The 23619-nt window shown below is 72.2% G+C and carries 19 protein-coding genes; 9 read left to right on the forward strand and 10 right to left on the reverse strand.

Annotation, left to right across the window (positions count from 1 at the left end; all coding sequences use genetic code 11):
• The first annotated feature begins 3 nt into the window (after positions 1–3).
• Positions 4–1200 carry a dipeptidase gene (locus LE181_RS15990; RefSeq protein WP_225661981.1) on the forward strand — a complete coding sequence of 399 codons (1197 nt, stop codon included), beginning with the start codon at positions 4–6 and terminating at the stop codon, positions 1198–1200.
• A gap of 90 nt (positions 1201–1290) precedes the next feature.
• Here the strand turns inward: LE181_RS15990 and LE181_RS15995 are convergent, their stop codons facing one another.
• Positions 1291–2631 carry a UDP-glucose dehydrogenase family protein gene (locus tag LE181_RS15995; protein ID WP_225661953.1) on the reverse strand — a complete coding sequence of 447 codons (1341 nt, stop codon included), beginning with the start codon at positions 2629–2631 and terminating at the stop codon, positions 1291–1293.
• A 203-nt stretch (positions 2632–2834) separates the two neighbouring features.
• Between LE181_RS15995 and LE181_RS16000 the strand changes: the two genes are divergently transcribed.
• Positions 2835–3992 (forward strand): acyl-CoA dehydrogenase, encoded by a 1158-nt coding sequence (locus tag LE181_RS16000; RefSeq protein ID WP_225661954.1) that lies wholly within the window; start codon positions 2835–2837, stop codon positions 3990–3992.
• 139 nt (positions 3993–4131) lie between these two features.
• Complete coding sequence (locus LE181_RS16005; RefSeq protein WP_225661955.1) at positions 4132–4923, forward strand: VOC family protein; 792 nt, start codon at positions 4132–4134, stop codon at positions 4921–4923.
• 61 nt (positions 4924–4984) lie between these two features.
• On the opposite strand, the gene LE181_RS16010 is transcribed toward LE181_RS16005, so the two are convergent.
• Positions 4985–6256, reverse strand: coding sequence for an LCP family protein (locus LE181_RS16010; RefSeq protein WP_225661956.1), 1272 nt, complete (start codon positions 6254–6256; stop codon positions 4985–4987).
• A gap of 121 nt (positions 6257–6377) precedes the next feature.
• Here LE181_RS16010 and LE181_RS16015 point away from each other — a divergent pair, with 121 nt between their 5' ends.
• Complete coding sequence (locus LE181_RS16015; protein WP_225661957.1) at positions 6378–6926, forward strand: acyl-CoA thioesterase; 549 nt, start codon at positions 6378–6380, stop codon at positions 6924–6926.
• Between the two features lie 42 nt (positions 6927–6968).
• Here the strand turns inward: LE181_RS16015 and LE181_RS16020 are convergent, their stop codons facing one another.
• A complete protein-coding gene (locus LE181_RS16020) occupies positions 6969–8537 on the reverse strand; it encodes an LCP family protein (protein ID WP_443742921.1) in 1569 nt (522 codons plus the stop codon).
• Positions 8538–8683: 146 nt separating this feature from the next.
• On the opposite strand from LE181_RS16020, the gene LE181_RS16025 reads away from it, so the two are divergent.
• Positions 8684–9703: a glycosyltransferase family 2 protein gene (locus tag LE181_RS16025; protein WP_225661958.1), complete on the forward strand. Its 1020-nt coding sequence runs from the start codon at positions 8684–8686 to the stop codon at positions 9701–9703.
• 44 nt (positions 9704–9747) lie between these two features.
• On the opposite strand, the gene LE181_RS16030 is transcribed toward LE181_RS16025, so the two are convergent.
• The 4 genes from LE181_RS16030 to LE181_RS16045 form a co-directional block, all read right to left on the reverse strand.
• On the reverse strand, positions 9748–11574 hold the full coding sequence (locus LE181_RS16030) for an LCP family protein (protein ID WP_225661959.1): 1827 nt from the start codon (positions 11572–11574) through the stop codon (positions 9748–9750).
• A gap of 110 nt (positions 11575–11684) precedes the next feature.
• Complete coding sequence (locus LE181_RS16035) at positions 11685–13442, reverse strand: LCP family protein (RefSeq protein WP_225661960.1); 1758 nt, start codon at positions 13440–13442, stop codon at positions 11685–11687.
• A 270-nt stretch (positions 13443–13712) separates the two neighbouring features.
• Entirely contained in the window at positions 13713–15119 is a 1407-nt protein-coding gene (locus LE181_RS16040; protein ID WP_372458375.1) for an LCP family protein, read from the reverse strand.
• Positions 15120–15221: 102 nt separating this feature from the next.
• Complete coding sequence (locus LE181_RS16045; RefSeq protein ID WP_225661961.1) at positions 15222–15974, reverse strand: TIGR03089 family protein; 753 nt, start codon at positions 15972–15974, stop codon at positions 15222–15224.
• 117 nt (positions 15975–16091) lie between these two features.
• On the opposite strand from LE181_RS16045, the gene LE181_RS16050 reads away from it, so the two are divergent.
• The 3 genes from LE181_RS16050 (at position 16092) to LE181_RS16060 (ending at position 19654) form a co-directional block, all read left to right on the forward strand.
• Positions 16092–17564, forward strand: coding sequence for an N-acetylmuramoyl-L-alanine amidase (locus tag LE181_RS16050; RefSeq protein ID WP_225661962.1), 1473 nt, complete (start codon positions 16092–16094; stop codon positions 17562–17564).
• Positions 17565–17646: 82 nt separating this feature from the next.
• Positions 17647–18732 carry a mannose-1-phosphate guanylyltransferase gene (gene manB, locus LE181_RS16055; RefSeq protein WP_225661963.1) on the forward strand — a complete coding sequence of 362 codons (1086 nt, stop codon included), beginning with the start codon at positions 17647–17649 and terminating at the stop codon, positions 18730–18732.
• A 19-nt stretch (positions 18733–18751) separates the two neighbouring features.
• The gene (locus LE181_RS16060) at positions 18752–19654 is read left to right on the forward strand and encodes a DNA-3-methyladenine glycosylase family protein (protein ID WP_225661964.1); all 903 of its coding nucleotides are present in this window, start codon (positions 18752–18754) and stop codon (positions 19652–19654) included.
• A gap of 54 nt (positions 19655–19708) precedes the next feature.
• Here LE181_RS16060 and LE181_RS16065 read toward each other — a convergent pair whose 3' ends face one another.
• From LE181_RS16065 to LE181_RS16075, 3 genes are read right to left on the reverse strand one after another with little or no spacing between them, the layout of a single operon-like run.
• A complete protein-coding gene (locus LE181_RS16065) occupies positions 19709–21040 on the reverse strand; it encodes a coenzyme F420-0:L-glutamate ligase (RefSeq protein WP_225661965.1) in 1332 nt (443 codons plus the stop codon).
• Positions 21037–22008 (reverse strand): 2-phospho-L-lactate transferase, encoded by a 972-nt coding sequence (cofD, locus tag LE181_RS16070; RefSeq protein ID WP_225661966.1) that lies wholly within the window; start codon positions 22006–22008, stop codon positions 21037–21039. The genes LE181_RS16065 and cofD overlap by 4 nt, the downstream gene beginning before the upstream one ends.
• 48 nt (positions 22009–22056) lie before the next feature.
• A complete protein-coding gene (locus tag LE181_RS16075; RefSeq protein WP_225661967.1) occupies positions 22057–22581 on the reverse strand; it encodes a cysteine dioxygenase in 525 nt (174 codons plus the stop codon).
• Positions 22582–23246: 665 nt separating this feature from the next.
• Between LE181_RS16075 and LE181_RS16080 the strand changes: the two genes are divergently transcribed.
• Entirely contained in the window at positions 23247–23510 is a 264-nt protein-coding gene (locus LE181_RS16080) for a WhiB family transcriptional regulator (RefSeq protein WP_004952403.1), read from the forward strand.
• The last annotated feature ends 109 nt before the right edge of the window (positions 23511–23619 follow it).

Consider the following 23619-nt stretch of genomic DNA (forward strand, 5'->3'; position numbering starts at 1 on the left):
GCCGTGACCGCCGACCACCTCGCCCGCGCCCGCGAGCTCCTCGCCGCCCACCCGGTCGTCGACGGACACAACGACCTCCCCTGGGCGCTGCGCGAGCACGTCCACTACGACCTCGACCGGCGCGACATCGCCACCGACCAGAGCGCCACGGGCCTGCACACCGACCTGCCCCGGCTGCGGGCGGGCGGCGTCGGCGCCCAGTTCTGGTCCGTGTACGTCCGGACGGACATGGCCGGCGACGACGCCGTCAGCGCCACCCTCGAACAGATCGACGTCGTCCGGCAGCTGGCCGCCCGCCACCCCGCCGACCTGCGCCTGGCGTTCTCCGCCGACGACATGGAGGCCGCGCGCGCCGAGGGCCGCATCGCCTCCCTGATGGGCGCCGAGGGCGGCCACAGCATCAACTGCTCGCTGGCCACGCTGCGCGCCCTGCACCGGCTGGGCGTGCGTTACATGACGCTCACCCACAACGACAACGTGCCGTGGGCCGACTCGGCGACCGACGAGCCCGCGGCGGGCGGACTGACGCGCTTCGGCGAGGAGGTCGTCCGGGAGATGAACCGCATCGGCATGCTCGTCGACCTCTCGCACGTCTCCGCCGACACGATGCGGGACGCGCTGCGCGTCAGCGAGGCGCCCGTGATCTTCTCGCACTCCTCCGCGCGGGCCGTCTGCGACCACCCGCGCAACGTGCCCGACGACGTCCTCGGCTCGCTGGCCGTGAACGGGGGCGTGGCCATGGTGACGTTCGTGCCGAAGTTCGTCCTGCCCGAGGCGGTCGCCTGGACCCGGGCGGCGGACGAGAACATGCGCGCCCACGGCCTGCACCACCTCGACACGAGCGCCGGGGCGATGGCCGTGCACCGCGCGTTCGAGGCCGAGCACCCGCGCCCGGTCGCGACGGTGGCCACGGTCGCCGACCACCTGGACCACATGCGCGAGGTCGCCGGCGTCGACCACATCGGCATCGGCGGCGACTACGACGGCACGGCCTTCACGCCCGAGGGCCTGTCGGACGTGGCCGGCTACCCCAACCTGATCGCGGAGCTGCTGCGGCGCGGCTGGTCCGACGCGGACCTGGCGAAGCTGACGTGGCAGAACGCGGTGCGCGTCCTGAGGGCCGCGGAGGACGTGGCCCGGGACCTGTCCGCGGTGCGGGGTCCGTCGGTCGCGACGATCGGACAGCTGGACGGCGCCTGACAGGTGCGTCGGTCCCTTAGCCGTCTTCCTGTCCTCAAACGCCGGACGGGCTGGAATTCAGCCCGTCCGGCGTTTGAGCACCGGCGAAAGCTACGCCCGCGGGCGCCCCATGGCGCGGAAGGTCCAGCCGGCGGCACGCCACGCGGCCGGGTCGAGCGCGTTGCGGCCGTCGAGCAGACGCGGCTCCGCCACCACGTCGGCGATGGCCTCCGGGTCCAGCTGCCGGAACTCCGCCCACTCCGTCAGGTGCAGCACGACGTGGGCCCCCCGGCACGCCTCCAGGGCACTCGGCGCGTAGGCGAGGGTCGGGAAGAGCCGGCGGGCGTTGTCCATGCCCTTGGGGTCGTACACCGTCACCTGGCCGCCCTGCAGATGGATCTGCCCGGCGACGTTGAGCGCGGGGGAGTCCCGCACGTCGTCGGAGTCCGGCTTGAACGTGGCGCCGAGCACCGCGACGCGCTGCCCGAGGAAGCTGCCGCCCACGCTCTCGCGGGCCAGCTCGACCATGTGGGCGCGGCGGCGCATGTTGATGGAGTCGACCTCGCGGAGGAAGGTCAGCGCCTGGTCGGCGCCCAGCTCGCCGGCCCGGGCCATGAAGGCGCGGATGTCCTTCGGCAGGCAGCCGCCGCCGAAGCCGACGCCGGCCCGCAGGAACTTCTTGCCGATCCGCTCGTCGTGGCCGATGGCCTCCGCCAGCTTCACCACGTCGCCGTCGGCGGCCTCGCACACCTCGGCCATGGCGTTGATGAAGGAGATCTTGGTGGCGAGGAAGGAGTTGGCGGCCGTCTTGACCAGTTCGGCGGTGGGGTAGTCGGCGACCACGAACGGCGAGCCCTCGCCGATGGGCGTGGCGTAGACCTCGCGCAGCAGCTTCTCGGCGCGCTCGCCGCCGACGCCCACGACGATGCGGTCGGGGTGCAGGGTGTCCTCGACGGCGAAGCCCTCGCGCAGGAACTCGGGGTTCCAGGCCAGCTCGACGTCCTCGCCCGCCGGGGCCAGGCCGGTGAGCAGCCGGGCGAGGCGCGCGGCGCTGCCGACCGGGACGGTCGACTTGCCCACGACGAGGGCCGGGCGGCGCAGCAGCGGGGCCAGCGAGCTGAAGGCGCTCTCCACGTAGGACATGTCGCAGGCGTACTCGCCGTGCTTCTGCGGAGTGTTCACGCAGACGAAGTGGACGTCGCCGAAGTCGGCGACCTCCTGCCAGGAGGTGGTGAAGCGCAGCCGTCCGGTCGAGCCCTCCAGGCCGGCGACGTGCTTGCGCAGCAGCTCCTCCAGGCCGGGCTCGTACATCGGGACCTCGCCGCGCGAGAGCGTCTCGATCTTCTCGGGGACCACGTCCAGGCCCAGCACCTCGAACCCGAGCTCGGCCATGGCGGCGGCGTGGGTGGCGCCGAGGTAGCCGGTGCCGATCACGGTGATCTTGAGGGCCATGCCGTTCTCCAGGTGCTGACTCGTGGTGCCGACGTGCCGACCGGCCGACCTGCCGGATTGCGATGCCCGAGCATAGTCGGGCCATGGTCGGGAAGGCTCCCGGGGAGATCGGCCGCTGTCGGCAAGCTCACGTATCCCCTCCGTGGGGGACGCCCCTAGAATCGGGGTTACTAAACGGTAGTTAACTCTCTGGGGAGTACGCCTTGGCGGGAAACAAGGACTTCGACCTGTACCGGCCGTCCGAGGAGCACGACGAGCTCCGCAAGGTCGTCCGCTCGCTCGCCGAGGCGAAGATCGCCCCGTTCGCCGCCGAGGTGGACGAGGAGGGTCGCTTCCCGCAGGAGGCGCTCGACGCGCTCGCCGCCGCCGACCTGCACGCCGTGCACGTCCCGGAGGAGTTCGGCGGAGCCGGCGCGGACGCGCTCGCCACCGTCATCGTCATCGAGGAAGTCGCGCGCGTGTGCGCCTCCTCCTCCCTCATCCCGGCCGTCAACAAGCTCGGCTCGCTGCCGGTCGTCCTCTCCGGCTCCGACGAGCTGAAGAAGAAGTACCTGGGCCCCCTCGCCAAGGGCGAGGCGATGTTCTCGTACTGCCTCAGCGAGCCCGACGCCGGCTCGGACGCCGCCGGCATGAAGACCCGCGCCGTCCGCGACGGCGACTTCTGGGTCCTCAACGGCGTCAAGCGCTGGATCACCAACGCCGGCGTCAGCGACTACTACACGGTCATGGCCGTCACCGACCCGGAGAAGCGCTCCAAGGGCATCTCCGCCTTCGTCGTCGAGAAGTCCGACGAGGGCGTCTCCTTCGGCGCCCCGGAGAAGAAGCTCGGCATCAAGGGCTCGCCGACCCGCGAGGTCTACCTCGACAACGTCCGCATCCCCGCCGACCGCATGATCGGCGAGGAGGGCACCGGCTTCGCCACCGCGATGAAGACCCTGGACCACACCCGCATCACCATCGCGGCCCAGGCCCTCGGCATCGCCCAGGGCGCCCTCGACTACGCCAAGGGCTACGTCCAGGAGCGCAAGCAGTTCGGCAAGCCGATCGCCGACTTCCAGGGCGTCCAGTTCATGCTCGCCGACATGGCCATGAAGATCGAGGCCGCCCGCCAGCTGACCTACGCGGCCGCCGCCAAGTCCGAGCGCGGTGACGCCGACCTCACCTTCCAGGGCGCGGCGGCGAAGTGCTTCGCCTCCGACGTGGCCATGGAGGTCACGGTCGACGCCGTCCAGCTCCTCGGCGGCTACGGCTACACCCGTGACTACCCGGTCGAGCGCATGATGCGCGACGCCAAGATCACCCAGATCTACGAGGGCACCAACCAGGTCCAGCGGATCGTCATGGCCCGCAACCTGCCGTAACCCCGAGTCCGGCGCGCGCAGCGCGAACGGCCCCCGGCGCACAGCGCCGGGGGCCGTTCGGCGTCTCCGGTGGCGGCGCGGCCGCCCGCGGGTGAAGGTGGTCGCGGGGGTGTCCGTACTGCCAGGGAGGCGACGCGTCATGCCCGAGGTAACCGAGCCCTACGTTCCCGGCACGCCCTGCTGGGTGGATCTCGTGATCCCCGACCAGCGGGAGGCGCTCGACTTCTACAGGGACCTGTTCGGCTGGCAGGGGGAGCCCGGGCCGCCGGAGACCGGCGGCTACGCCGTGTGCACCCTCAACGGCAGGGCCGTGGCGGGGATCATGACCTCGATGGCCCAGGAGGGCGGATCCAAACCGCCGCCCGCGTGGACCACGTACCTGGCCGTCACCGACACCGATGCGGCCGTGCGCAAGGTCAGGGACCACGGCGGTACGCCGCTCATGGACCCGACGGACGTCCTCACCCTGGGCCGGATGGCCGTCGTGGCGGACTCCACGGGTGCGGTGTTCGGGCTGTGGCAGGCCGGGGAGTTCATGGGCGCCCAGGTGGTCAACGAGCCGGGCTCGGTGGTGTGGAACGAGCTGAACACCGCCGACCCCGAGGCGGCGGCCGCGTTCTACGAGGAGACCCTCGGGCTGACGGCCACCACCATGAAGGAGGCCCCCGGCTACTTCGCCCTCAAGGCGGACGACCGGACGGTCGGCGGCATGCAGAGCCTGGAGAAGTCCCCGCCCGGATCGCCCTCGCACTGGCTGACGTACTTCAACGTCGACGACACCGACAGCACCGTCGACGCGCTGACCAAGGCCGGCGGCAACGTGCTCAAGCCGCCGTTCGACATGGTGGCGGGCCGGATGGCCGTGGTGCAGGACCCGCAGGGCGCGGTCTTCGCCCTCATCACCCCGGCCCCGATGGAGTCCGGCGGCTGACGGTCCCGGGTGCCGGCCGCCGGATGCCCGGGCCGGCCCGGCCGGCACCCGGGCCCGGCCGTCACTTGTCGGTGACCGTGACCTTCTGGTCCTTCTTCAGCTGGTCGAAGAGCTGCTTCGCCTTGGCCGTGTCCCACTTCACCGCCACGCCGTCGCTGCGCGTGGGGAAGTTCGGATTGGCGATCGGCACGGTCATCTGCTGCCCGTCACCGCCGGTGACGCCCTTCATGGCCCAGAACATGTCCATCAGGTCCCACAGCCCCATGTCCTTGTCGACGATGAGTGTGTCGAGCCCGGAGCCGATGACGGGGTAGAGACGGAAGGGGTTGAGGACCGTGGCCGGGGAGGCGGCCTGCTTGGCGAGGGTGTTCAGGAACTTCTGCTGGTTGCGCATCCGGCCCAGGTCCTGATCCGCCTCCTGGTGGCGCTGGCGGACGAACGCCAGCGACTGGGCGCCGTTCAGCTCCTGGCAGCCCGCCTTGAAGTCCGCGCCCGAGTCGCGGTCCTTCAGCGGCTTGTCCAGGCACATCTCCACGCCGCCCAGCGCGTCCACCAGATTGCGGAAGCCGCCGAAGCCGATCTCCGCGTAGTGGTCGATGCGCAGGCCCGTGTTGTACTCGATGGTCTGCGCCAGCAGCTCCGGGCCGCCGTCCGCGTACGCCTGGTTGAGCTTGTGCGTGGCGGCGGGGAACTGCTTGCCCGACTGCTTCCCGGTGAAGGCGGGGATCGTGACGTACGAGTCCCGCGGCAGGCTCAGCATGGTGGTGCCGTTGTCGCCGGTGTGCAGGATCATCATCGAGTCGGTGCGCTTGCCGTCCGCCGACCCGGTGTGCAGTTCCTTCTTGTCCTCGTCGGACAGGCCCTCACGGCTGTCCGACCCGACGATCAGGTAGTTCGTGCCCTCGCCCGCCTCGGGCCGGTCCTTGACCTTGCCCAGGTCGACCTCCTGGCGCAGCTTGCCGTCCGCCCAGAAGTACGTGCCGACGGAGACGACCAGCAGCGCACTGACGAAGGCGATCGCCCCGATCTTGATGCGCTTGCGCCAGTCCGGGGCGCCGGTCCGCGGGCCGCGCCCGCCGGGAGCCCCGCCACCGGGCCCGCCCGGGCCGCCGGGGCCCGCGGGACGGCCGCTGCCGTGGCCGTAGACCTGCCCGGTGTTGTAGCCGTCGAGGCGGTCCGGGGAGTCATAGCCCTGGGGCGGCCGGTACTGCGGGGGTGGTCCGTCCTGCCGGACGTGCGGGAAGGCGTGGGCGCCCTCCGGCTCGGCGCTGGTGCCACCGCGCCCGTACCGCTCGCGGCGGTCGTGGGTCCGCCCATCGGGCCAATCGTTCATGGGACCGAGTGTGCCTGCTGGGACGCGCCGCCACACAGGGTGTGGACGAATCCGCGGCAGTGCTGTTGCAGAGCTGATGCAAAATCCGCCCCCTGCCCCGCCCCCGCATACAGTGGAGGGCATGACCACTCAGGACCGGAGCCCGGACCCGGAGATACCCGGCAAGCCGACCTCGGCTGCGCGCACCACGCTCTCCCACATCATGACCGGCAGCGACACCAACCTGCTGGGCACCGTGCACGGCGGTGTGATCATGAAGCTGGTGGACGACGTCGCCGGTGCGGTCGCCGGACGCCACTCCGGCGGGCCCGCGGTCACCGCCTCCATGGACGAGATGGCCTTCCTGGAGCCGGTCCGCGTGGGCGACCTCGTCCATGTGAAGGCCCAGTGCAACTGGACCGGCCGGTCGTCCATGGAGATCGGCGTGCGGGTGCTCGCCGAGCGGTGGAACGAATCCACCCCCGCCGTCCAGGTCGGCAGCGCCTACCTCGTCTTCGCCGCGGTCGACGCGGAGGGCAAGCCCCGGCGCGTGCCGCCCGTCCTGCCCGAGACCGACAAGGACCGGCGGCGCTATCAGGAGGCCCAGATCCGCCGCACCCACCGGCTGGCCCGGCGCCGAGCGATCATGGAGCTGCGCGAGCAGCGCGCCGCCGAGGGCTTCGAGGACTGACGCCCGGGGCGCCCGCCCCCGCACGTTCTCCCCGGGTGCTCCCTACGCGTTCTCCGGACAGACCACCTGGTCGCCCGTGACCACGGGCAGGCCCCCGCGCCGCGTCCGGGGCGGTTCCTGCGCCCGCACCGGGTGCACCTCGGTGAAGTCCTTGCCCAGGGTCACCCGCATCACCGGCCCCTGCCCCGGTACGGCCCGCAGCTGCGCGCCAGGCAGCGCGGCGGCCACCGAGCGCACCGAGCGGTCCCAGTGCGGGTCGTAGGTGATCAGCGTGTGCTCCCGGGTGGGCTGCGTCGAGCCGTCGGTCACGCCGGTCGTCGTGAAGCCGGCGGCCCGCAGCGCCCCGTCCGCGGTGCGGGCCACCCCGGGGCGGCCGCTGCCGTTGAGCACCTGCACGCGCACCTGCTCGGGAGCCACGTCGACGGCCGTGGCCGGCCGCTCGTTCCCCGGGCCGGGCGGCTTGGCGTCGACGCCCTGGTGGGGGGCGCGCGGGGCCGTGTTGACCGGCCGGTCCTCGCGCAGTGCCCGGAAGAGCCGGGCGGCCCCGGCGTCGTCCCACTTCACGGTCGAGCCGACGTTCGGCACGGGGAAGTCCGCGACGGCGATCGGCACGGAGGTGAACTCCGAGGAGGCGGGCGTGAGGTTCCGCATCGCCTGGCCGAGCCCGACGAGCTCGTCGGGCCCGAAGCCCCGGTCGGCCCGGACCGAGCCGATCACGCTGGAGGCCACGTCCTGGAACTTCACCGGGTTGAGCAGCACCCCGCCGCTGGCGGCCTTGTGCATGAGGGAGGCGAGGAATCGTTGCTGCCGCTGCATCCGGCCCAGATCGGCGGCCCCGTCGAGATGCCGGGAACGTACGTACTGCAGGGCCCGGCCGCCGTCGAGGGTGCTGGTGCCGGCCGGCAGGTCGAGCCCGGTGTAGGTGTCCCTGAGCGGCCGCACGGTGCAGACCTGGACGCCGCCCACCGCGTCGACGGTCTTCATGAACGTGCTGAAGTCGACCTCCACGTAGTGGTCGACGTGCACGCCGGTCAGCCGCTCCACCGAGCGCACGGTCAGCCCCGGGCCGCCCTCCGCATAGGCGGCGTTCAGCTTGAGGGCGTGGGCCGGGCGGAACCTGCCGGTCTCGTCCGTGCGCTCGGGGACCTCGGTGTAGGTGTCCCGCGGCAGGCTGACCACGGTGGCCCGCTCGTGGTCGGCGGAGAGGTGGACGAGCATCATCGTGTCCGTGCAGTGGCAGGGCGCGCCGCCGAGGCGGTAGCGCTGCCGGTCCGCCGCGGTGATCTTGTCGCGGCCGTCGGTGCCCACGAGCAGGACGTTGGTGCCGCGGCCGCCGCCCGGCCGGTCCGACAGGCCCTCGAAGGCGTCGACCCGCTTGATGCCGTCCCCGATCCCGGCGACCACCGCGTGCCCGATGCCGCCCGTGCACAGCACCACCACGGCGGCGGCCATGGCCAGGCGCCTGCCCCACTGCGGGCGGTGTCCGGCAGGGCGGGGGCGCGGGGAGCGGGATGCGGTCACTGCGAGACCTCCGCGACGATCGGGCTGCGGAACACGGGGGAGAAGACGGGCGAGGAGACGGCGGAGAAACCGGGAACACCGTAGGCCCATACGATGAGCTGTCTGCGGCCCCACGCCGTCCGCAGCGTCCCCGCCACCCGGGCGGGGCGGGAGAGCATCCCCCGTTGGCGGTAACGTGGCCGACGTTTCCGCCGACCGCCGGGGGGTTCCCCCGACCGCCGTACCCCCGAGGAACCATGCCCGATCAGCAGCTGCCCGCCGTTTCCGTGATCATGCCGGTGCTCAATGAAGAGCGGCATCTGCGCACCTCCGTGCGACACATCCTGGAGCAGGAGTATGCCGGTGAGCTGGAGGTGGTCATCGCCCTCGGGCCGTCCACCGACCGCACCGACGAGATTGCCGCGGAGCTGGTCCGGGAGGACTCCCGGGTGCACACGGTGCCGAATCCGACGGGTCGCACGCCCGCCGCACTGAACGCGGCGATCAAGGCATCACGTCACCCGATCGTGGTACGGGTCGACGGCCACGGCATGCTCTCCCCGGACTACATCGCGACGGCCGTGCGGCTGATGGACGAGACCGGCGCGCAGAACGTCGGCGGCATCATGCACGCCGAGGGCGAGAACGACTGGGAGAAGGCCGTCGCCGCGGCGATGACCTCGAAGATCGGCGTGGGCAACGCCGCCTTCCACACCGGCGGCTCCGCGGGCCCGGCCGAGACCGTCTACCTGGGCGTCTTCCGGCGCGAGGTGCTGGAGCGGCAGGGCGGGTACAACGAGGAGTTCATCCGCGCCCAGGACTGGGAGCTGAACTTCCGCATCCGTGAGGCGGGCGGCCTGATCTGGTTCTCGCCGGAGCTCAAGGTCTCCTACCGGCCGCGGCCCAACGTCAGGGCGCTGGCCAAGCAGTACAAGAACTACGGACGCTGGCGGCACGTCGTCGCCCGCTACCACCAGGGCTCGATCAACCTGCGCTACCTCGCCGCCCCGGCCGCGGTGCTCGCCATCGCCGCCGGCGTGGTGGTCGGCGCGGCCGTCACCCCCTGGGGCCTGATCGTCCCGGCCGGGTACCTGGCGGCCATCACGGCCGGCTCGGTGCCGGCCGGCAAGGGCCTGCCCGCCGGGGCGCGGGTGCGGATCCCCCTGGCGCTGGCGACGATGCACATGTCGTGGGGCTTCGGCTTCCTGACCAGCCCGCGCTCGCTCGCGAAGAAGGTCATCGCCAGCCGCCGCCCGGCGGTCCCGGCGGGCGAGTAGCCGCCCGGCCGCGTGCCGCCCGGGCGGCACGCGGCCGTGTCCGTTCAGAAGCGGTTGAGCGAGTTGACCTTCATGCAGGCCGACTTGTCGTCGCCGTTGAGCGGGTCCGAGCTCTCGGGGGCCTTGTTGTCCCCCTTGGTCTCGCCCTTCTTGCCGTCGCCCTTCTTCTCGCCGCTCTTGCCGTCCTGCTCGCCCGGCGTGCCGCTCGGCGTGGCGCTCGGGCCGTCCACCGGCTCGTCGCCCCCGGTCTTCGGGTAGGTCGTGCCCGTCCGCCAGTCCCCGCCGACGACCAGCGTGATCTGCGGGACGCCGGGGGAGTGGCGCACGGCGCTCTCCGGCAGTCCGAGGGCCTTGGCCACCGCCAGGGCGTCGGCGCGCTGCGTGGCCCTCGGGTAGGTGATCGTGGTGTCGGCCTGGGCGCGGGGCGTGGAATCGGACGTGGCCTTGGCGAAGCCCTGCTTGACCAGCAGCGCGGCGATGTCCGAGCCGCGGCCGGTGACCGGCGGCTCGACGACGGTGCCGGTGCCGTTGAAGACGGTGACCGCGATGTCGCCCTTGCGGCCGGCGGGGACGGTGGGCGGCGGGCTCTTGTCGTCCTTCTTCTTGTCCTTGCCGTCGAGCGCGATGTCGTTGCGCACCAGCGAGAACAGCTTGTCGGAGTCGCCGGGCTTGGGGATCACGTGCGCGTCCGGGTTCTGCGGGTCCGAGACCCAGGGCATCGTGGTCATCGTGATCCGGCTCGACGGCACCCGCTTGATGTCGTTGCCGAGGTCGTAGAGGTTCTTGACCGAGCCCAGGTCCTTGTCGACGGTGAGCGCCTTGGTGGCGGCCTCGGCGAGACCCGTGAGCTGACCGGGGTCGGTGAGCTTCGTGCCGGACTTCAGCTGACGGACCATCGCGTTCATGTACATGTGCTGGGCGTGGGTGCGGCCGATGTCGCTGCCGTCCTCGAAGCCGTGCCGGGTGCGCAGCCACTGCAGGGCCTGCTTGCCCTTGATCGTGTGGGTGCCCTTGGTCAGCCGGAGGCCGGACTTGTCGTCGTAGACGTTGGCGTCCACGCACACCGGCACGCCGCCGACCGCGTCGGCCATGCTCACCACACCGGAGAAGTCGATCATCATGAAGTGGTCGATGGGGATGCCGGTGAGCTCCTCCCACGTGGCGACCGTGCAACCGGGGCCGCCGTTGCCCAGGCTGGTGTTGATGATCTGACGTTCGGTCCCCTTGTAGACCTTGCCGCTCTCCGGGTCGGTGCACTTGGGGATGGTGACCCGGGTGTCGCGGGGGACGCTGATGACCGACATGTTGCTGCGGTCGGCCGAGACGTGGACCAGCATCTGCACGTCGGCCAGCGGCGGCCGGTCGGCGTCGTCGCGGGCGCCGCCGAGGGCGACGTTCTCCTTGCTGTTCCGGCTGTCGGAGCCCAGGATCAGGATGTTCAGCGGGCGCTGGCCGTCGGCGTTGGCGACGCTGCGGTCGAGCTGCTTGTCGCCGAGGTTGAGCTTGTTCTTCCGGATGTTGCCGTTGAGATGCTCGTAGTAGAAGTAGCCCGCGGCGGCGACCCCGAGGATGAGGAGGGAGAGGGTGAGCGCGGTCCAGCGGGCTATTCGCCCGATGCGGCGGCGGCGCGGGCCGCCGCCGGATATGGAACCGGAGTCGTCGCCCGGGCCGGAACCGTCGGACTCCTTGGCGCCCCCTCCGGCGTCCCCCGTGTCCTTGGACCCTTCGGTCGCCGCAGCGCCCTCGGCCGCCCCGGCTCCTTCAGCCTCCGTGGACTTCCTGGTGCCCTTCGAGCCCTTCGAGCCCTTCGACTCCGCGGCGTCCTCGGCCTCTTCGGGCCTGTCCCCCCGCACGCCGCTGCTCTGCCGCATCGGGCCTCCCCTGAATGGTGCGTCCGGCCCGATGGGCAGGCGTGATGTACCTGAAGTTGTACCTGATGAGTATTACTGCCTAATGAGATGCGAAAGCCCGTTCCCGGGGTTCACTTCGCACAAATGTTGTCATCGTCGGCTTCGACCTTCTGGATCCCGTCCGGCACCTTCTCGGGGGCCGCGACCGGGGTGCCGGCGCCCTTGAAGTCCGCGCCGAGCGTGAGGGTCATCTCCGCGGTGGGCGCCGCGGTGCCTTCGGTCTGCTTCAGGGCGTCCGCCGGCAGCCCCATGACCTCCGCCAGGCGGCGGGCCTGGTCGGCCTGGTTGGGGGCGAACTCCAGGAGGGTCTTGTCCTTCTTGCCGCCCGCGGCGTTGCCGCCGTTGCTGGTGCGGACCATGCCCTTGGAGTTCTGCATCCAGCCGACGGTCTCGCCCGCGGCGCCGACCCGGCCGCTGCCGTTGAACACCTTGACCCGGACGGCGGCCGGTTCGGCCTTGGGCCCCTGCAGCAGCGCGGCCTGCTTGGCGTCGGCCTCCTCCTGCGCCTTCTTCTCCTTCTCCTTCACCTCGGTGAGGGAGACGTCCTGCCGGACCATGGCGAAGAGGGGCTCGGCCTTCGGCTTGTCCAGGACGACCGTCTTGTGCACCTTGCCCTCGGCGGGGTTGTCGACGACGGGCACGGTCGCGAAGGTGATGTTCTTGAGGTTGACCTTGCTGAGCTCCTTGGCCAGCGCGGTCAGCTTGGACACGGATCCTATGCCCGTGTCGACGGTGAGCGAGTTGGTCGCGGCGTCGGCGAGGTTGTAGAGCTTCTTGGGGTTGCTGAGGGTGTCGCCGGACTTCATCTTCCGGATCATCGAGCTCAGGAACTGCTGCTGCAGCTTGATGCGGTCCAGGTCGCTCTCGAAGCCGACGCTGTGCCGGGTGCGGACGAACGCCAGCGCGTCCTCGCCCTGGATCTCGTGCCGGCCCTTGCTCAGCTTGAGGTGGGACTTCGGGTCGTTGATGTCCTTGCCCAGGCACACCTCGACGCCGCCGACCGCCGAGGACAGCTTCTTGACGGCGTTGAAGTCGGCCATCATGAAGTGGGTGACCTTCAGGCCCGTCAGCTGCTCGACGGTCCGCCAGGTGCAGCCGGGGTCGCGTTCCTCCTGGCCCAGGCTCTCGTTGAAACGGACGCCCTTGGAGCCACGGATGGTCCGGGTGGTGCCGCCCTTCTTGGTCGGGCAGTCCGGAATGTCCGTGATCATGTCGCGCGGGATCGACAGCGCGGTGGCGTTCGTACGGTCCTCGGAGACGTGGAACAGCAGCGTGGTGTCGGCGTGGCCGACGCTGCCGTCGTCGCCGTAGCCGGTGTTGCCGTCGCCGGAACGCTTGTCGGTGCCGATGACCAGGATGTTGACCGGGCCCTTGGTGACGGCGTCGTTGTTGATGCCGACGTCGATCTTGTCGATGTTGTTGTTGAAGTGCTGGTAGAGCAGGTAGCCGCCGACCGAGGTGACGACCAGCACGACGCCGACCGTGCCGCCGGTCCACATCAGGGCCTTCTTCTTCGCCGTCTTCTTCGGCTTCGGCTTGCGGCGGCCCGTGGCCGCCTTGGCGGCGCCGGCCCGTCGTCCGCCACCGGTCCCGCGCTGGCCCGGCACCGGGCGCCCGCCGCCCGGCTTCGGCTTCTGCCGGGGGGCGGCCCCCTGTCTGGCGGCCGGGCGGGGGGCGGGCGAGGGCGTCGCGGAGGGACTGTTGCCGGACGCCTCGATGGGCTCTCCGGCATGGTCAAGACGCAGCTCGTAGCTGCCCGTATCGGGGTCGAACACCCACTGGTCGGCGGGGTCGATGCCGCCCGCTCGCCCACGGCCTTGCGCGTCCACGGTCGCTTGAATCCTCCGTCGGTGCCACGCGGCGCCTACCCCCCGAGGCGCTCGAATGTCGTCTGTGCAGTGCGCGGTCAGCCGGCCGTGCGCACCGGATCGCTCACACTATCCGCCCAGTTCAGCGTCAAGCGACACCGGTGACAAATTGCACTCCCCTACAACTGGGCAATCTGCCCAATCCCTTCGCGGAGACGGATGTTGCAACGAACACCGGGGCGAAAAGGTTTCTGCGCCTTTTGCCGCGATTATGAGTGTTCTTTACGTCCGTCAGCCGCAGACACCGCGCGCGGCGGTGGTCCCCTCGTACGTCGGCGGCGTGGTCGGCCGGTCCGACGGCGAGCCCGCCGGGGCGGCGGCCGACGGTGCCGCGGGGCCCGCCGAGGGGGCCTGTGGGGCGTACGACGATCCGCGCGGCGGTGCGTACGGCGACGCGGGCGGCTGCGCGGGGGGCGCCGGCGGCACGTACGCCGGGCCGCCGGGCTCGTAGCCGCCCTCGGCCCCCTCGGCGCTCCCCGACCCCTCCGGCCTGTCGGACCCGTCCGGCCCCGGTTCCCGCCCCGGCCTCCGGCCCCCCGGCTTGCTGTCCGCCGGGCGGACGTGGGCGCTCACCGACACGCGGCGGTCGTTGCGCAATTGGTCGAAGAGCTGGTCCGCGTCCGGCTGTACGAGCTCGTCGCGGGCGCTGTTGTACTGGTACGGGCGGCGTGGCACCGTCAGGAACTGGACGTGTTCGGTGGGGATGTTGCGCACGGTCCGCACCAGGTTGTACATCTTCTTGAGCGAACCGAGCCCGGCGTCCGTGGTCAGCGACCTGGTCGCCGCGTCCAGCACCGGGTACAGCCGGGCCGGGTTGAGCAGCACGCCGTCGCTCTGCATCTCGCGCACCAGCGCCCCGAGGAAGAGCTGCTGACGTCCCATCCGCTCGGTGTCGCTGCCGTCCCCGATGCTGTAGCGGGCCCGGACGTAGCCGAGCGCCTCCTCCCCGTGCAGCACCTGGCGTCCGGCCGCCAGCCGCAGGTGGGCCTCGCGGTCGTCGACGGGCTTCCTCAGGCACACCTCGACGCCGTCGATCGCGTCGACCAGCTGCTTGAAGCCGCTGAAGTCCAGCACGATGTGATGGTCGATCCGGATCCGGGTGATGCTCTCGACGGTGCGGATCGTGCAGGCGGTGCCCGCGAACTCGTACGCCCAGTTGAACTGGGCGAAGCGCTCGTTGGTGTACGTGCCGTCGGGCTTGCGGCAACTGGGGATCTTCGCCATCAGGTCGCGGGGCAGGCTCACGGCGGTCGCGCTCTTCCGGTCGGCGGCCACGTGCAGCAGGATCGTGGTGTCCGAGCGCTGGCTGCCGCCGTCCTCGCCGTACTTGCCGTTGCCGGCGCCGGCCCGGGTGTCGGAGCCGATGATCAGGATGTTCTGGGCGCCGCTGACCAGCGCGCTGGGCCGCTCCTTCTCCCAGCGGCGCAGTTCCTCGGCGGTCTCGGTGTCGGTGGTGATGTTGTCGTTGAGCCGCTCGTAGAGCACCCAGCCGATGCCGGTGAGCAGCAGCACCAGCACCGTCAGCCCCACCAGCAGCCCGCGCACCCAGCGCCGCCTGCGGGACGTGCGCTTCCGGCCGGGCGGCCTCCCGGCGAAGGGGCCGCCCGGCCGCGAGGGCGGGCCGGGGCTGTGGTGCACGGCTGCGCTGCGTCCCTCCTGTGCGGAGTCGGCGGCGTGCGCAGCGGCGGGAGCCTGCGCACGTACCGTCGATCATCGCCCGGGAGCGGCGGTCCGGCAGCGTCAGAGGGCCGTCACGGTGACGCGCTCGCTCTCGCGACGCTTGTCGAGGCCGCCGCCGGACAGGCGGTCGAGGTGGCGGCACAGCACGACGGACCCGCCGGCGGCCAGCGGGGCGTAGAGGCCCGCGGAGAGCCCCTCCCAGTTGTCGTACGGAAGGCCCGACAGCAGCCGGGAGCCCGGGCCGAGCCCGTGCTGGTGGGCGTCGGTGCGGGCCTGCTCGGTCAGCTCGGCGCCCGTCAGCTCCCGCCCGTCCACGACGAGCGCCGGGGCGTGCGGGTCCACGGGGGCGTACGGGACGAAGCGGTCGCCCTGGCCGGGCACCTCGACGGCGTAGTCGGCGAAGCCGGCGGGCGGCTGCGGGAAGCGGCCGCCCAGGGGGCGCAGCGCCAGCGCGACGCGCTCTCCCGAACAGGCGCGCGCCTCCTCCAGGGTGTCCGGCCCGCTGACGACCAGGTCGGCGCCGGCCGGGTCGCCGCCCACCTCGGCGACGACACCGACGGAGGAACAGGCCAGCAGCCAGACGGCGGTCTGCCAGTGCGCGGGCAGCAGCAGCGCGAGACGATCGCCGGGCTCGGCGGCGAGATCGCCCTGAAGCAGATTGGCGGTCTTCGCCACCCAATTGGCGAAGGTGGCCACGGACAGTTCCACGCGCTCGCCGGTGGCGTCGTCGTAGAAGGTCACGAGCGGGCGTGCCGGGTCCGCGGCGAGCGCGGAACGCAGCAGGTCGGCAGGGGTGCGATCGGTGGCGTTCATCGGCGTCAGGGTACGCGGCGGGGCCGTCGGCGGTCAGCTGCGCGAGGGCCGTCGGGGCCGACTCGCCGTCAGTTCAGAAATGGACATATTTGTCCATGTATGTCCAGGATTTCAGGTATGCGTGGAATCTTTGTCTCCTCGGTCGTCACCGTGTGCGCCGCCGCCGCTCTGACCCTGCCCTTCCTCGCCATTCCGTCCGCGGCCGTCCCCGCACCCCCCGACGGGGCCTCAGTTCCCACCACCCGCGCTCCGGCCGGCGCCCACGGGGTGCCCGGGGCCACGCAGTCACTGCCGCTGGTGCCGCTCGGCCCCGACCGCCGCGCCGCGCACCCCGGCGGCACCCGGGCCGTGCCGCGCGGGCTGCCGCCCCGCGAGGTGGCGCGGTTCTCCCTGGTCGGCATCGTCTGGGACGACGCCGCCACCGAGCTGAGGGGCCGCGCCCAGATCCGTACGCGGGAGGCGGGCACCAGGACGTGGTCGGCGTGGCAGGACGTCCGGACGCACGACGACCGGCCCGACCCCGGCCCGCCCGAGGCCCGCCGCGGCCGCCCGCGCGGTGCCACCGCACCCCTGTGGGTGGGCGCCTCCGACGCCGTCCAGGTGCGGGTGCGCCCGGAGGGGGGCCGGGCCTCCGGGGCCCTTCCCCCGGGCCTGCGCGTCGAGCTCGTCGACCCCGGCAGGGACCCGGCCCCGGTCCGCCAGGCCCCGAAGCCCGCCCCGTCGCCCTCCGACGAGGAGACGGCCAGCTCGGCCGCCAACTACCCGCTGGCACCGCTGGGGGCCACCGAGATCCCGGCGCTGGCCAGACCGGAGTCGGAGAAGGACATCGACGCCGCCCGCGTGGACCTCACGGGCGCCACCGACGCCCGGCCCCCGGCGGACGGCCGCGGCGAGGCGGACCCGGAGAACGAGGGCTCCGAGGCACCGGCCGAAACAGCCGACGACACCGACAACGAAGAGGACGACGCGGACCCCTGGTCCCATTACGTCGGCAGTCGCCCCCGCATCGTCACCCGGGCCGGCTGGGGCGCCGACGAGTCGATCCGCGAGCGCGGCTTCGCCTACACCACGACCGTGCGCGCCGCCTTCGTCCACCACACGGCCTCCGGCAACGGCTACAGCTGTGCGCAGTCGGCGTCCCTCGTCCGCGGTATCTACCGCTACCACGTCGTGAGCAGCGGCTGGCGGGACATCGGTTACAACTTCCTCATCGACAAGTGCGGCAAGATCTACGAGGGCCGGGCAGGCGGTGTGGCGAAACCCGTCAGAGGCGCCCATACTCTCGGTTTCAACGCCAACAGCATGGGAATCGCCGTTCTCGGATCCTTCGAAGAGAGCAACCCGCCCAACGCCGTGGTGAACGCCCTCGCCGGCCTCACCGCCTGGAAGCTCGGCCTCTACGACGTCAATCCGCTCGGCACCGCGCGCCTGGTGTCCGGCGGCGGCAACCTCTTCAAGAAGGGGACCACGGTCAGGCTCAAGGTGATCTCCGGGCACCGCGACGGCTACGCCACCGAATGCCCCGGTGACCGCCTCTACAAGCGGCTCGGCGCCATCCGCACCGCGGCGGCCCGGCTCCAGGGCCGCTGACCCGGCGGGGCGGAGGCGAACGTTCTGCATACACTGGCCGCCGATCACGGCCCGGCCCCAGCAGGAAGCAGAGACAGACACATTGACTTCTGAAGCGATCCTCCTGGTCGGGGGCAAGGGAACCAGGCTGCGCCCGCTCACGGTGCACACTCCCAAGCCGATGGTCCCGGCGGCGGGCGTCCCGTTCCTCACCCACCAGCTGGCGCGGGCCCGCGCCGCGGGCGTCGAGCACATCGTGCTCGCCACGTCCTACCTGGCGGAGGTCTTCGAGCCGTACTTCGGCGACGGCTCCGCCCTGGGCCTCCACCTGGAGTACGTGACGGAGGAGGAGCCGCTGGGCACGGGCGGCGCCATCCGCAACGTCGCCTCGCGCCTGCAGTCCGGCCCCGACGACCCGGTGCTGATCTTCAACGGCGACATCCTCACGGGCCTGGACATCGAGGCGCTGGTGAAGACGCACCGCACCAGCGGCGCGGACGTCTCCCTGCACCTGAGCCGCGTCGAGGACCCGAGGGCCTTCGGCCTGGTCCCCACGGACGCCACCGGCCGGGTCACGGCGTTCCTGGAGAAGCCGCAGACGCCCGAGGAGATCGTCACCGACCAGATCAACGCGGGCGCGTACGTCTTCAACCGCTCGGTGATCGACACCATCCCCGCCGACCGCCCGGTCTCCGTGGAACGCGAGACGTTCCCCGGCCTCCTGGCCGCCGGCGCCCACCTCCAGGGCATGGTCGACTCCACGTACTGGCTCGACCTCGGCACCCCGCAGGCGTTCGTCCGCGGCTCGGCGGACCTGGTCCTGGGCCGCGCCCCGTCCCCGGCGGTGCCGGGCCGGTGCGGCGACAGCCTGGTCCTGGACGGCGCCCGGGTGGCCCCGGACGCCAAGCTCATGGGCGGCACCGCGGTGGGCGCGGGCGCCTGCGTGGAGGCGGGCGCACGCGTCGACGGCAGTACGGTCCTGGACGGCGCGGTGATCGAGGCGGGCGCACAGATCCGCGACTCGCTGATCGGCGCCGGCGCCCGCATCGGGGCCCGTACGGTCCTGGACGGCGCGGTCATCGGTGACAACGCGCACATCGGCCCCGACAACGAGCTGCGGGCCGGCGCCCGGATCTGGTGCGGCGCCCGGATCCCGCAGGGAACGATCCGCTTCTCGTCGGACCAGTAGAGCCGCATACCCTGGTCGGATGGCCAGCCGAACGTGGGTCCCGCCGGGCCCGTACGACCTGGGACGCACCCTGTGCGTCCTGGCGCGCGGCCCGGGCGACCCCGCGTACAGGGTGGCCGGGGACGGCGCGATCTGGCGGGCCAGCCGCACGCCGCAGGGCCCGGGCACGCTCCGCATCACGGCAGCCCACGGAGAGATCCGGGCCGAAGCGTGGGGCCAGGGAGCCGACTGGCTCCTGGAAAACCTCCCGAGCCTCCTGGGAGCGACGGACGACCCGGCGGCCTTCACCCCCCGCCACCGCCTGGTCCACGAGACGCACCGCCGGAACCCCGGCCTCAGACTGGCCCGCACGGGCCTGGTCCTGGAGTCGCTGATCCCGTCGATCCTCGAACAGAAGGTGACCAGCGACGAGGCGTACCGCGCGTGGCGGCTGCTCCTCCAGCGCCACGGCGAACCGGCCCCCGGCCCCGCGCCCCGCATGCACGTGATGCCGGACCCCCGGGCCTGGTCCCTGATCCCCTCCTGGGAGTGGCACAGGGCCGGGGTCGACGACAAGCGCGCGGCGACGATCGTCCGCGCGGCCCGCGTGGCGTCCCGCCTGGAAGAGGCGGCAGGCATGGACGACGCCCGCGCGTCGCAGCGCCTGCAGGCGGTGCCCGGCATAGGCCCCTGGACGACGGCGGAAACGCTGCAGCGAACCAACGGCTCAGCGGACGCGGTGACGGTGGGGGACCTGCACCTGCCGAAATTCGTGTCCTACGCCCTGACGGGCACACGGGACACGACCGACGAGACGATGCTGGAACTGCTCACCCCCTACGAGGGCCAACGCCACCGGGCGTGCCGCCTGATCCTGCTGAGCGGAGTGACACCACCGCGCAGGGCCCCACGCTTCGCGCCGAGGGACTTCACCCGCATCTAGGGGGAGAGCCGCCGAGCCGACGGCCGCCCCACCCCGCCCCCGCCCCAGCGGGGGTTACCGCACCACGACGAAGGCGTCGGCGCCCCGGGCTGCCCGCTCGGCAGGCGGAACGGCAGGCCGCCCGATGGCAACGGCCCCCATGGGATCCCACCCCTCCGGCAGGTCCAGGACGCGCCGCACCACGTCCCGGCAGAACATCGTCGACGACACCCAGGCGGACCCCAGCCGCTCGCCGGCCAGCGTCACGAGGAAGTTCTGCACGGCCGCACCGGCCGCGACCACGAACATCTCCCGCTCCGCGGCCGAGCGCCGCGCGTCCGGGTAGTCGTGCGACCCGTCCATCACCAGACAGGGCACCGCCAGATACGGCGCCTTCCGCAGGACGTCGCCCCGCCGCACCCGCCGCGCGATGCTCTCCTCCGAGCGCCCGTCCGCCCGCAGATCCGCGATCCAGGCGTCCCGCATGGCGTCGAGCAGCTCGACCCGGGCGGCCTCGGTCTCCAGCAGGACGAACCGCCACGGCGTCGTGTGGTGCGGCGCCGGTGCCGTCACGGCGGCGGCGACGGCCCGTCGCACCGCGCCCGGGTCGACCGGGTCGTCGGTGAACTCCCGCACGGTCCGCCGCAGGGACACCGCTTCCCGCACGGCCTCCGAGGTGCCGAGCCGGAACATGTCGTCGACGGCGGGCCGCACGAGCCAGCGCGCGCCCTCCTCGCCGGCGCCGCAGGCATCGCCCACGACATGCGGCAGCCCACGCACCACGGCGACGGGCAGCCCCCCGGCCTTGCCCTTGACGAGGTCACCGGCCGCGGCGAGCTCGTCGACGGTGGCGACGACGGTGGCGACCAGCGGGTTTCCGTGGGCGTCCACGTCGCCCCGCAGGTCGTTGGCGACCTGTACCCCGGCCGCGCCGATCGCGAAGTCGGTGACGCCCTTGCGCCAGGGCCGCCCGGCCGTGTCGGTGATCACGACGCCGACGTCCACGCCGAGGCCGGTGCGCAGTGCTTCCCGGATGCGCCGGGCGGAGGCGTCGGGGTCCTCGGGCAGCAGCAGGACCGTGCCGGCCTCGGTGTTGGAGGCGTCGACGCCGGCGGCGGCCATGACGAGCCCGAGCCGGTTCTCGACGACGCGCAGGGTTCCCCGCCGCGCGACGAGCCGCACGGTCTCGGCGTCGATGGCGGCCTCGCGGTCCTCGGCGCGCAGGATCCGCCCCTCGGCCTTGCTGAGGATCTTCGAGGTGACGACGAGGACGTCGCCGTCGGCGAGGCCGGGCAGGCCGTCGGTGAAGGCCGCGGCGGCGATGAGCTTCGCGACGTCGTCGCCCTCGTGCAGCTCGGGGATGCCGGGCAGGGCCCAGACCCGGTAGGAGGGGGCGGTGGCGCTCACCGGCGGACCTCCTCGGCCAGGGCCAGGGCCTCGCGGGCCATGGCGGCGGTGGTTTCGACGTCGGTCATCATCAGCGGCACGGCGCGGCAGCGGATCCCGGCCTCTTCGACGCCGGCCACGGCGGCTGCGTCGACCGTGTCGACGAGCCAGCCGTCGAGCAGCCCTGCCCCGTAGTGCCGCGCGACGGCGGCCGCCGTCGAATCGACGCCGACGGCGGCGAGCACCTTGTCGGCCATGCCCCGCACCGGCGCTCCGCCGACGATGGGGGAGAGCCCCACGACGGGGGCGGTGGCGTCGGCGACGGCTTCGCGGATGCCGGGGACGCCCAGGATCGTCCCCACGCTCACCACGGGGTTGGACGGCGGAAGCAGAACGACGTCCGCGGCGGCGATGGCCTCCAGCACCCCGGGCGCGGGCTTGGCCTGCTCGGCCCCGACGGGAATGATCGCGTGGGCGGGCACGGAGGCCCGCATCCGCACCCAGTACTCCTGGAAGTGCACGGCCTTGCGGGCCCCGTCGCCGCCGTCCGGGTCGTCGATCAGCACGTGCGTCTCGACGCGGTCGTCGCTCATGGGCAGCAGCCGCACGCCCGGCTGCCACCGGGCGCACAGCGCCTCGGTCACGGCGCTCAGCGGATACCCGGCGCCGAGCATCTGCGTCCGCACGATGTGCGTGGCGAAGTCGCGGTCGCCGAGGCCGAACCACTCGGGTCCGACTCCGTAGGCGGCCAGTTCCTCCTTGACGGCGAACGATTCGCCGGCCCTGCCCCAGCCCTGCTCCTCGTGGATGCCGCCGCCGAGGGTGTACATCACGGTGTCGAGGTCGGGGCAGACCTTGAGCCCGAACAGGTGGATGTCGTCGCCGGTGTTCCCGATGACGGTGATCTCGGCGTCGGGGACTGCTGACTTGAGGCCACGGAGGAAGCGGGCGCCCCCGATCCCGCCGGCCAGAACCACAATGCGCTGCATGAGGTGCAGTCTGTCAGCCGCGGGCCGCGGCTCCGCAGAAGGGCCGGGCTACCGCGTCGCGGTGGTGGCCGCCTCGGGGGCCGCTCCGGTCACGGAGGCGCAGTGGGCGTGCGGGCGGGCCGGGTGCATGGGCATCTCGGTCAGGCCGGGGAAGTAGACGTGCAGGCTGACGGCGGGTTCGAGGGAGTCGTTGACGACCTCGTGGACGTAGCCGGGGGCGAAGACGCGCTGCGTCCCGGCGGCCAGGGTGCGCCGGGCGTCGCCGGCGTGCTCGGTCAGCTCGCCGCGCAGCACGGTCATCACGCCGGAGGAGCGGCCGTGGTCGTGCAGGCCGCTGCCCTGTCCGGGGACCCAGCTGAGCAGCCAGACCTCGTAGCCGGGGCCGGTGCGCAGCCGGTGGTACCAGCGGCTGGCGGCGTCGTAGCGGACGAGCGGGGCCCAGCTGCCGGTGTCGGCGGCGAGGGTGCGGGCCAGTCCGGCGAACTCGGCGACGGTGGCGGGGTGGGCGGCGGGCGGCGGCATCAGGTGCGGGACGGCGAGCGGGTCGCCGGCGATCTGGACGTCGCTGTTCATGGGAATGCGTTCCTCGAAGGGTGTGCGGGCGCGGCACGGCCGTACGACGGCGGGACCGGGAGCCCGGAAGATCAGCTGGAGCGGAAGCGGAAGCTCTGCGGCATCAACAGCTGGAACAGCGACAGCGCGCCTGGACAGCACAGCGGGACCCGTAGGCACGGGTCAGGCTGAAGCTGGGGGTCCCCGTGACGGCAGTCAGGGGGAGGGAGGTCGCTGGCATGGCAACAAGGAGACCGGCTCGGCACGGGCCCTGTCAACCGGGTGTCCGTTTTGGTGGTAATCATTCACCCGTCCGGTTAGTAACCGGGGGCGAAGGTTTGGGCCACGGAGTGTGCGGACAGTCGGCCGGGGAGGGGCGCCGTAAACATCGTTCTGCAGCGGTTCCGCAACGGCTCGGCCGTGTGCTGCGTCCTCTTCTGTGTGCTTCCGCGAACGGAAGGGCCCGGGAGGGACGGGGCGCCTGTGGCGGGCGGGAGAAGTGTCCACTCTTGTGGCGGTTTGGCAACTTTCTGCTCAGCCTTGGTTCCGCAGAGTGAATAAGGGGCCCAATAGCAGATCCCGGCTTGACTGCCCCGGATCGGCGCACTTGTAATTTCACACGTGTCGTTCTGCCGCATCTGACGCGCGGCAGCACACGGGGACGCAATGACAGACGAGGGGCGCACATGACCGAGCTGTTCCAGCAACTGCTGGTCGAGGAGGCGGACGAGGAGCTCGGCTGGCAGGAGCGCGCGTTGTGCGCTCAGACCGACCCCGAGTCCTTCTTCCCCGAAAAGGGCGGATCCACGCGTGAGGCGAAGAAGGTCTGCCTTGCCTGTGAAGTCCGTTCCGAATGCCTTGAGTATGCCCTGGCCAACGACGAACGCTTCGGGATCTGGGGCGGTTTGTCCGAGCGCGAGCGCCGCCGCCTGAAGAAGGCCGCGGTCTGAGGCCGGGCGTCACGACCTGACGAGATGTCGTGTCCGAGGCAGTTCACCGGGGCTGATGGGCCGTCCGCTCCACCCACTCCCGCAGCACGCTTCATACCGCACGGTCCGC

The organism is Streptomyces sichuanensis (assembly GCF_020328095.1).
In the GTDB taxonomy this organism is placed as follows: Bacteria; Actinomycetota; Actinomycetes; order Streptomycetales; family Streptomycetaceae; genus Streptomyces; species Streptomyces cinnamoneus.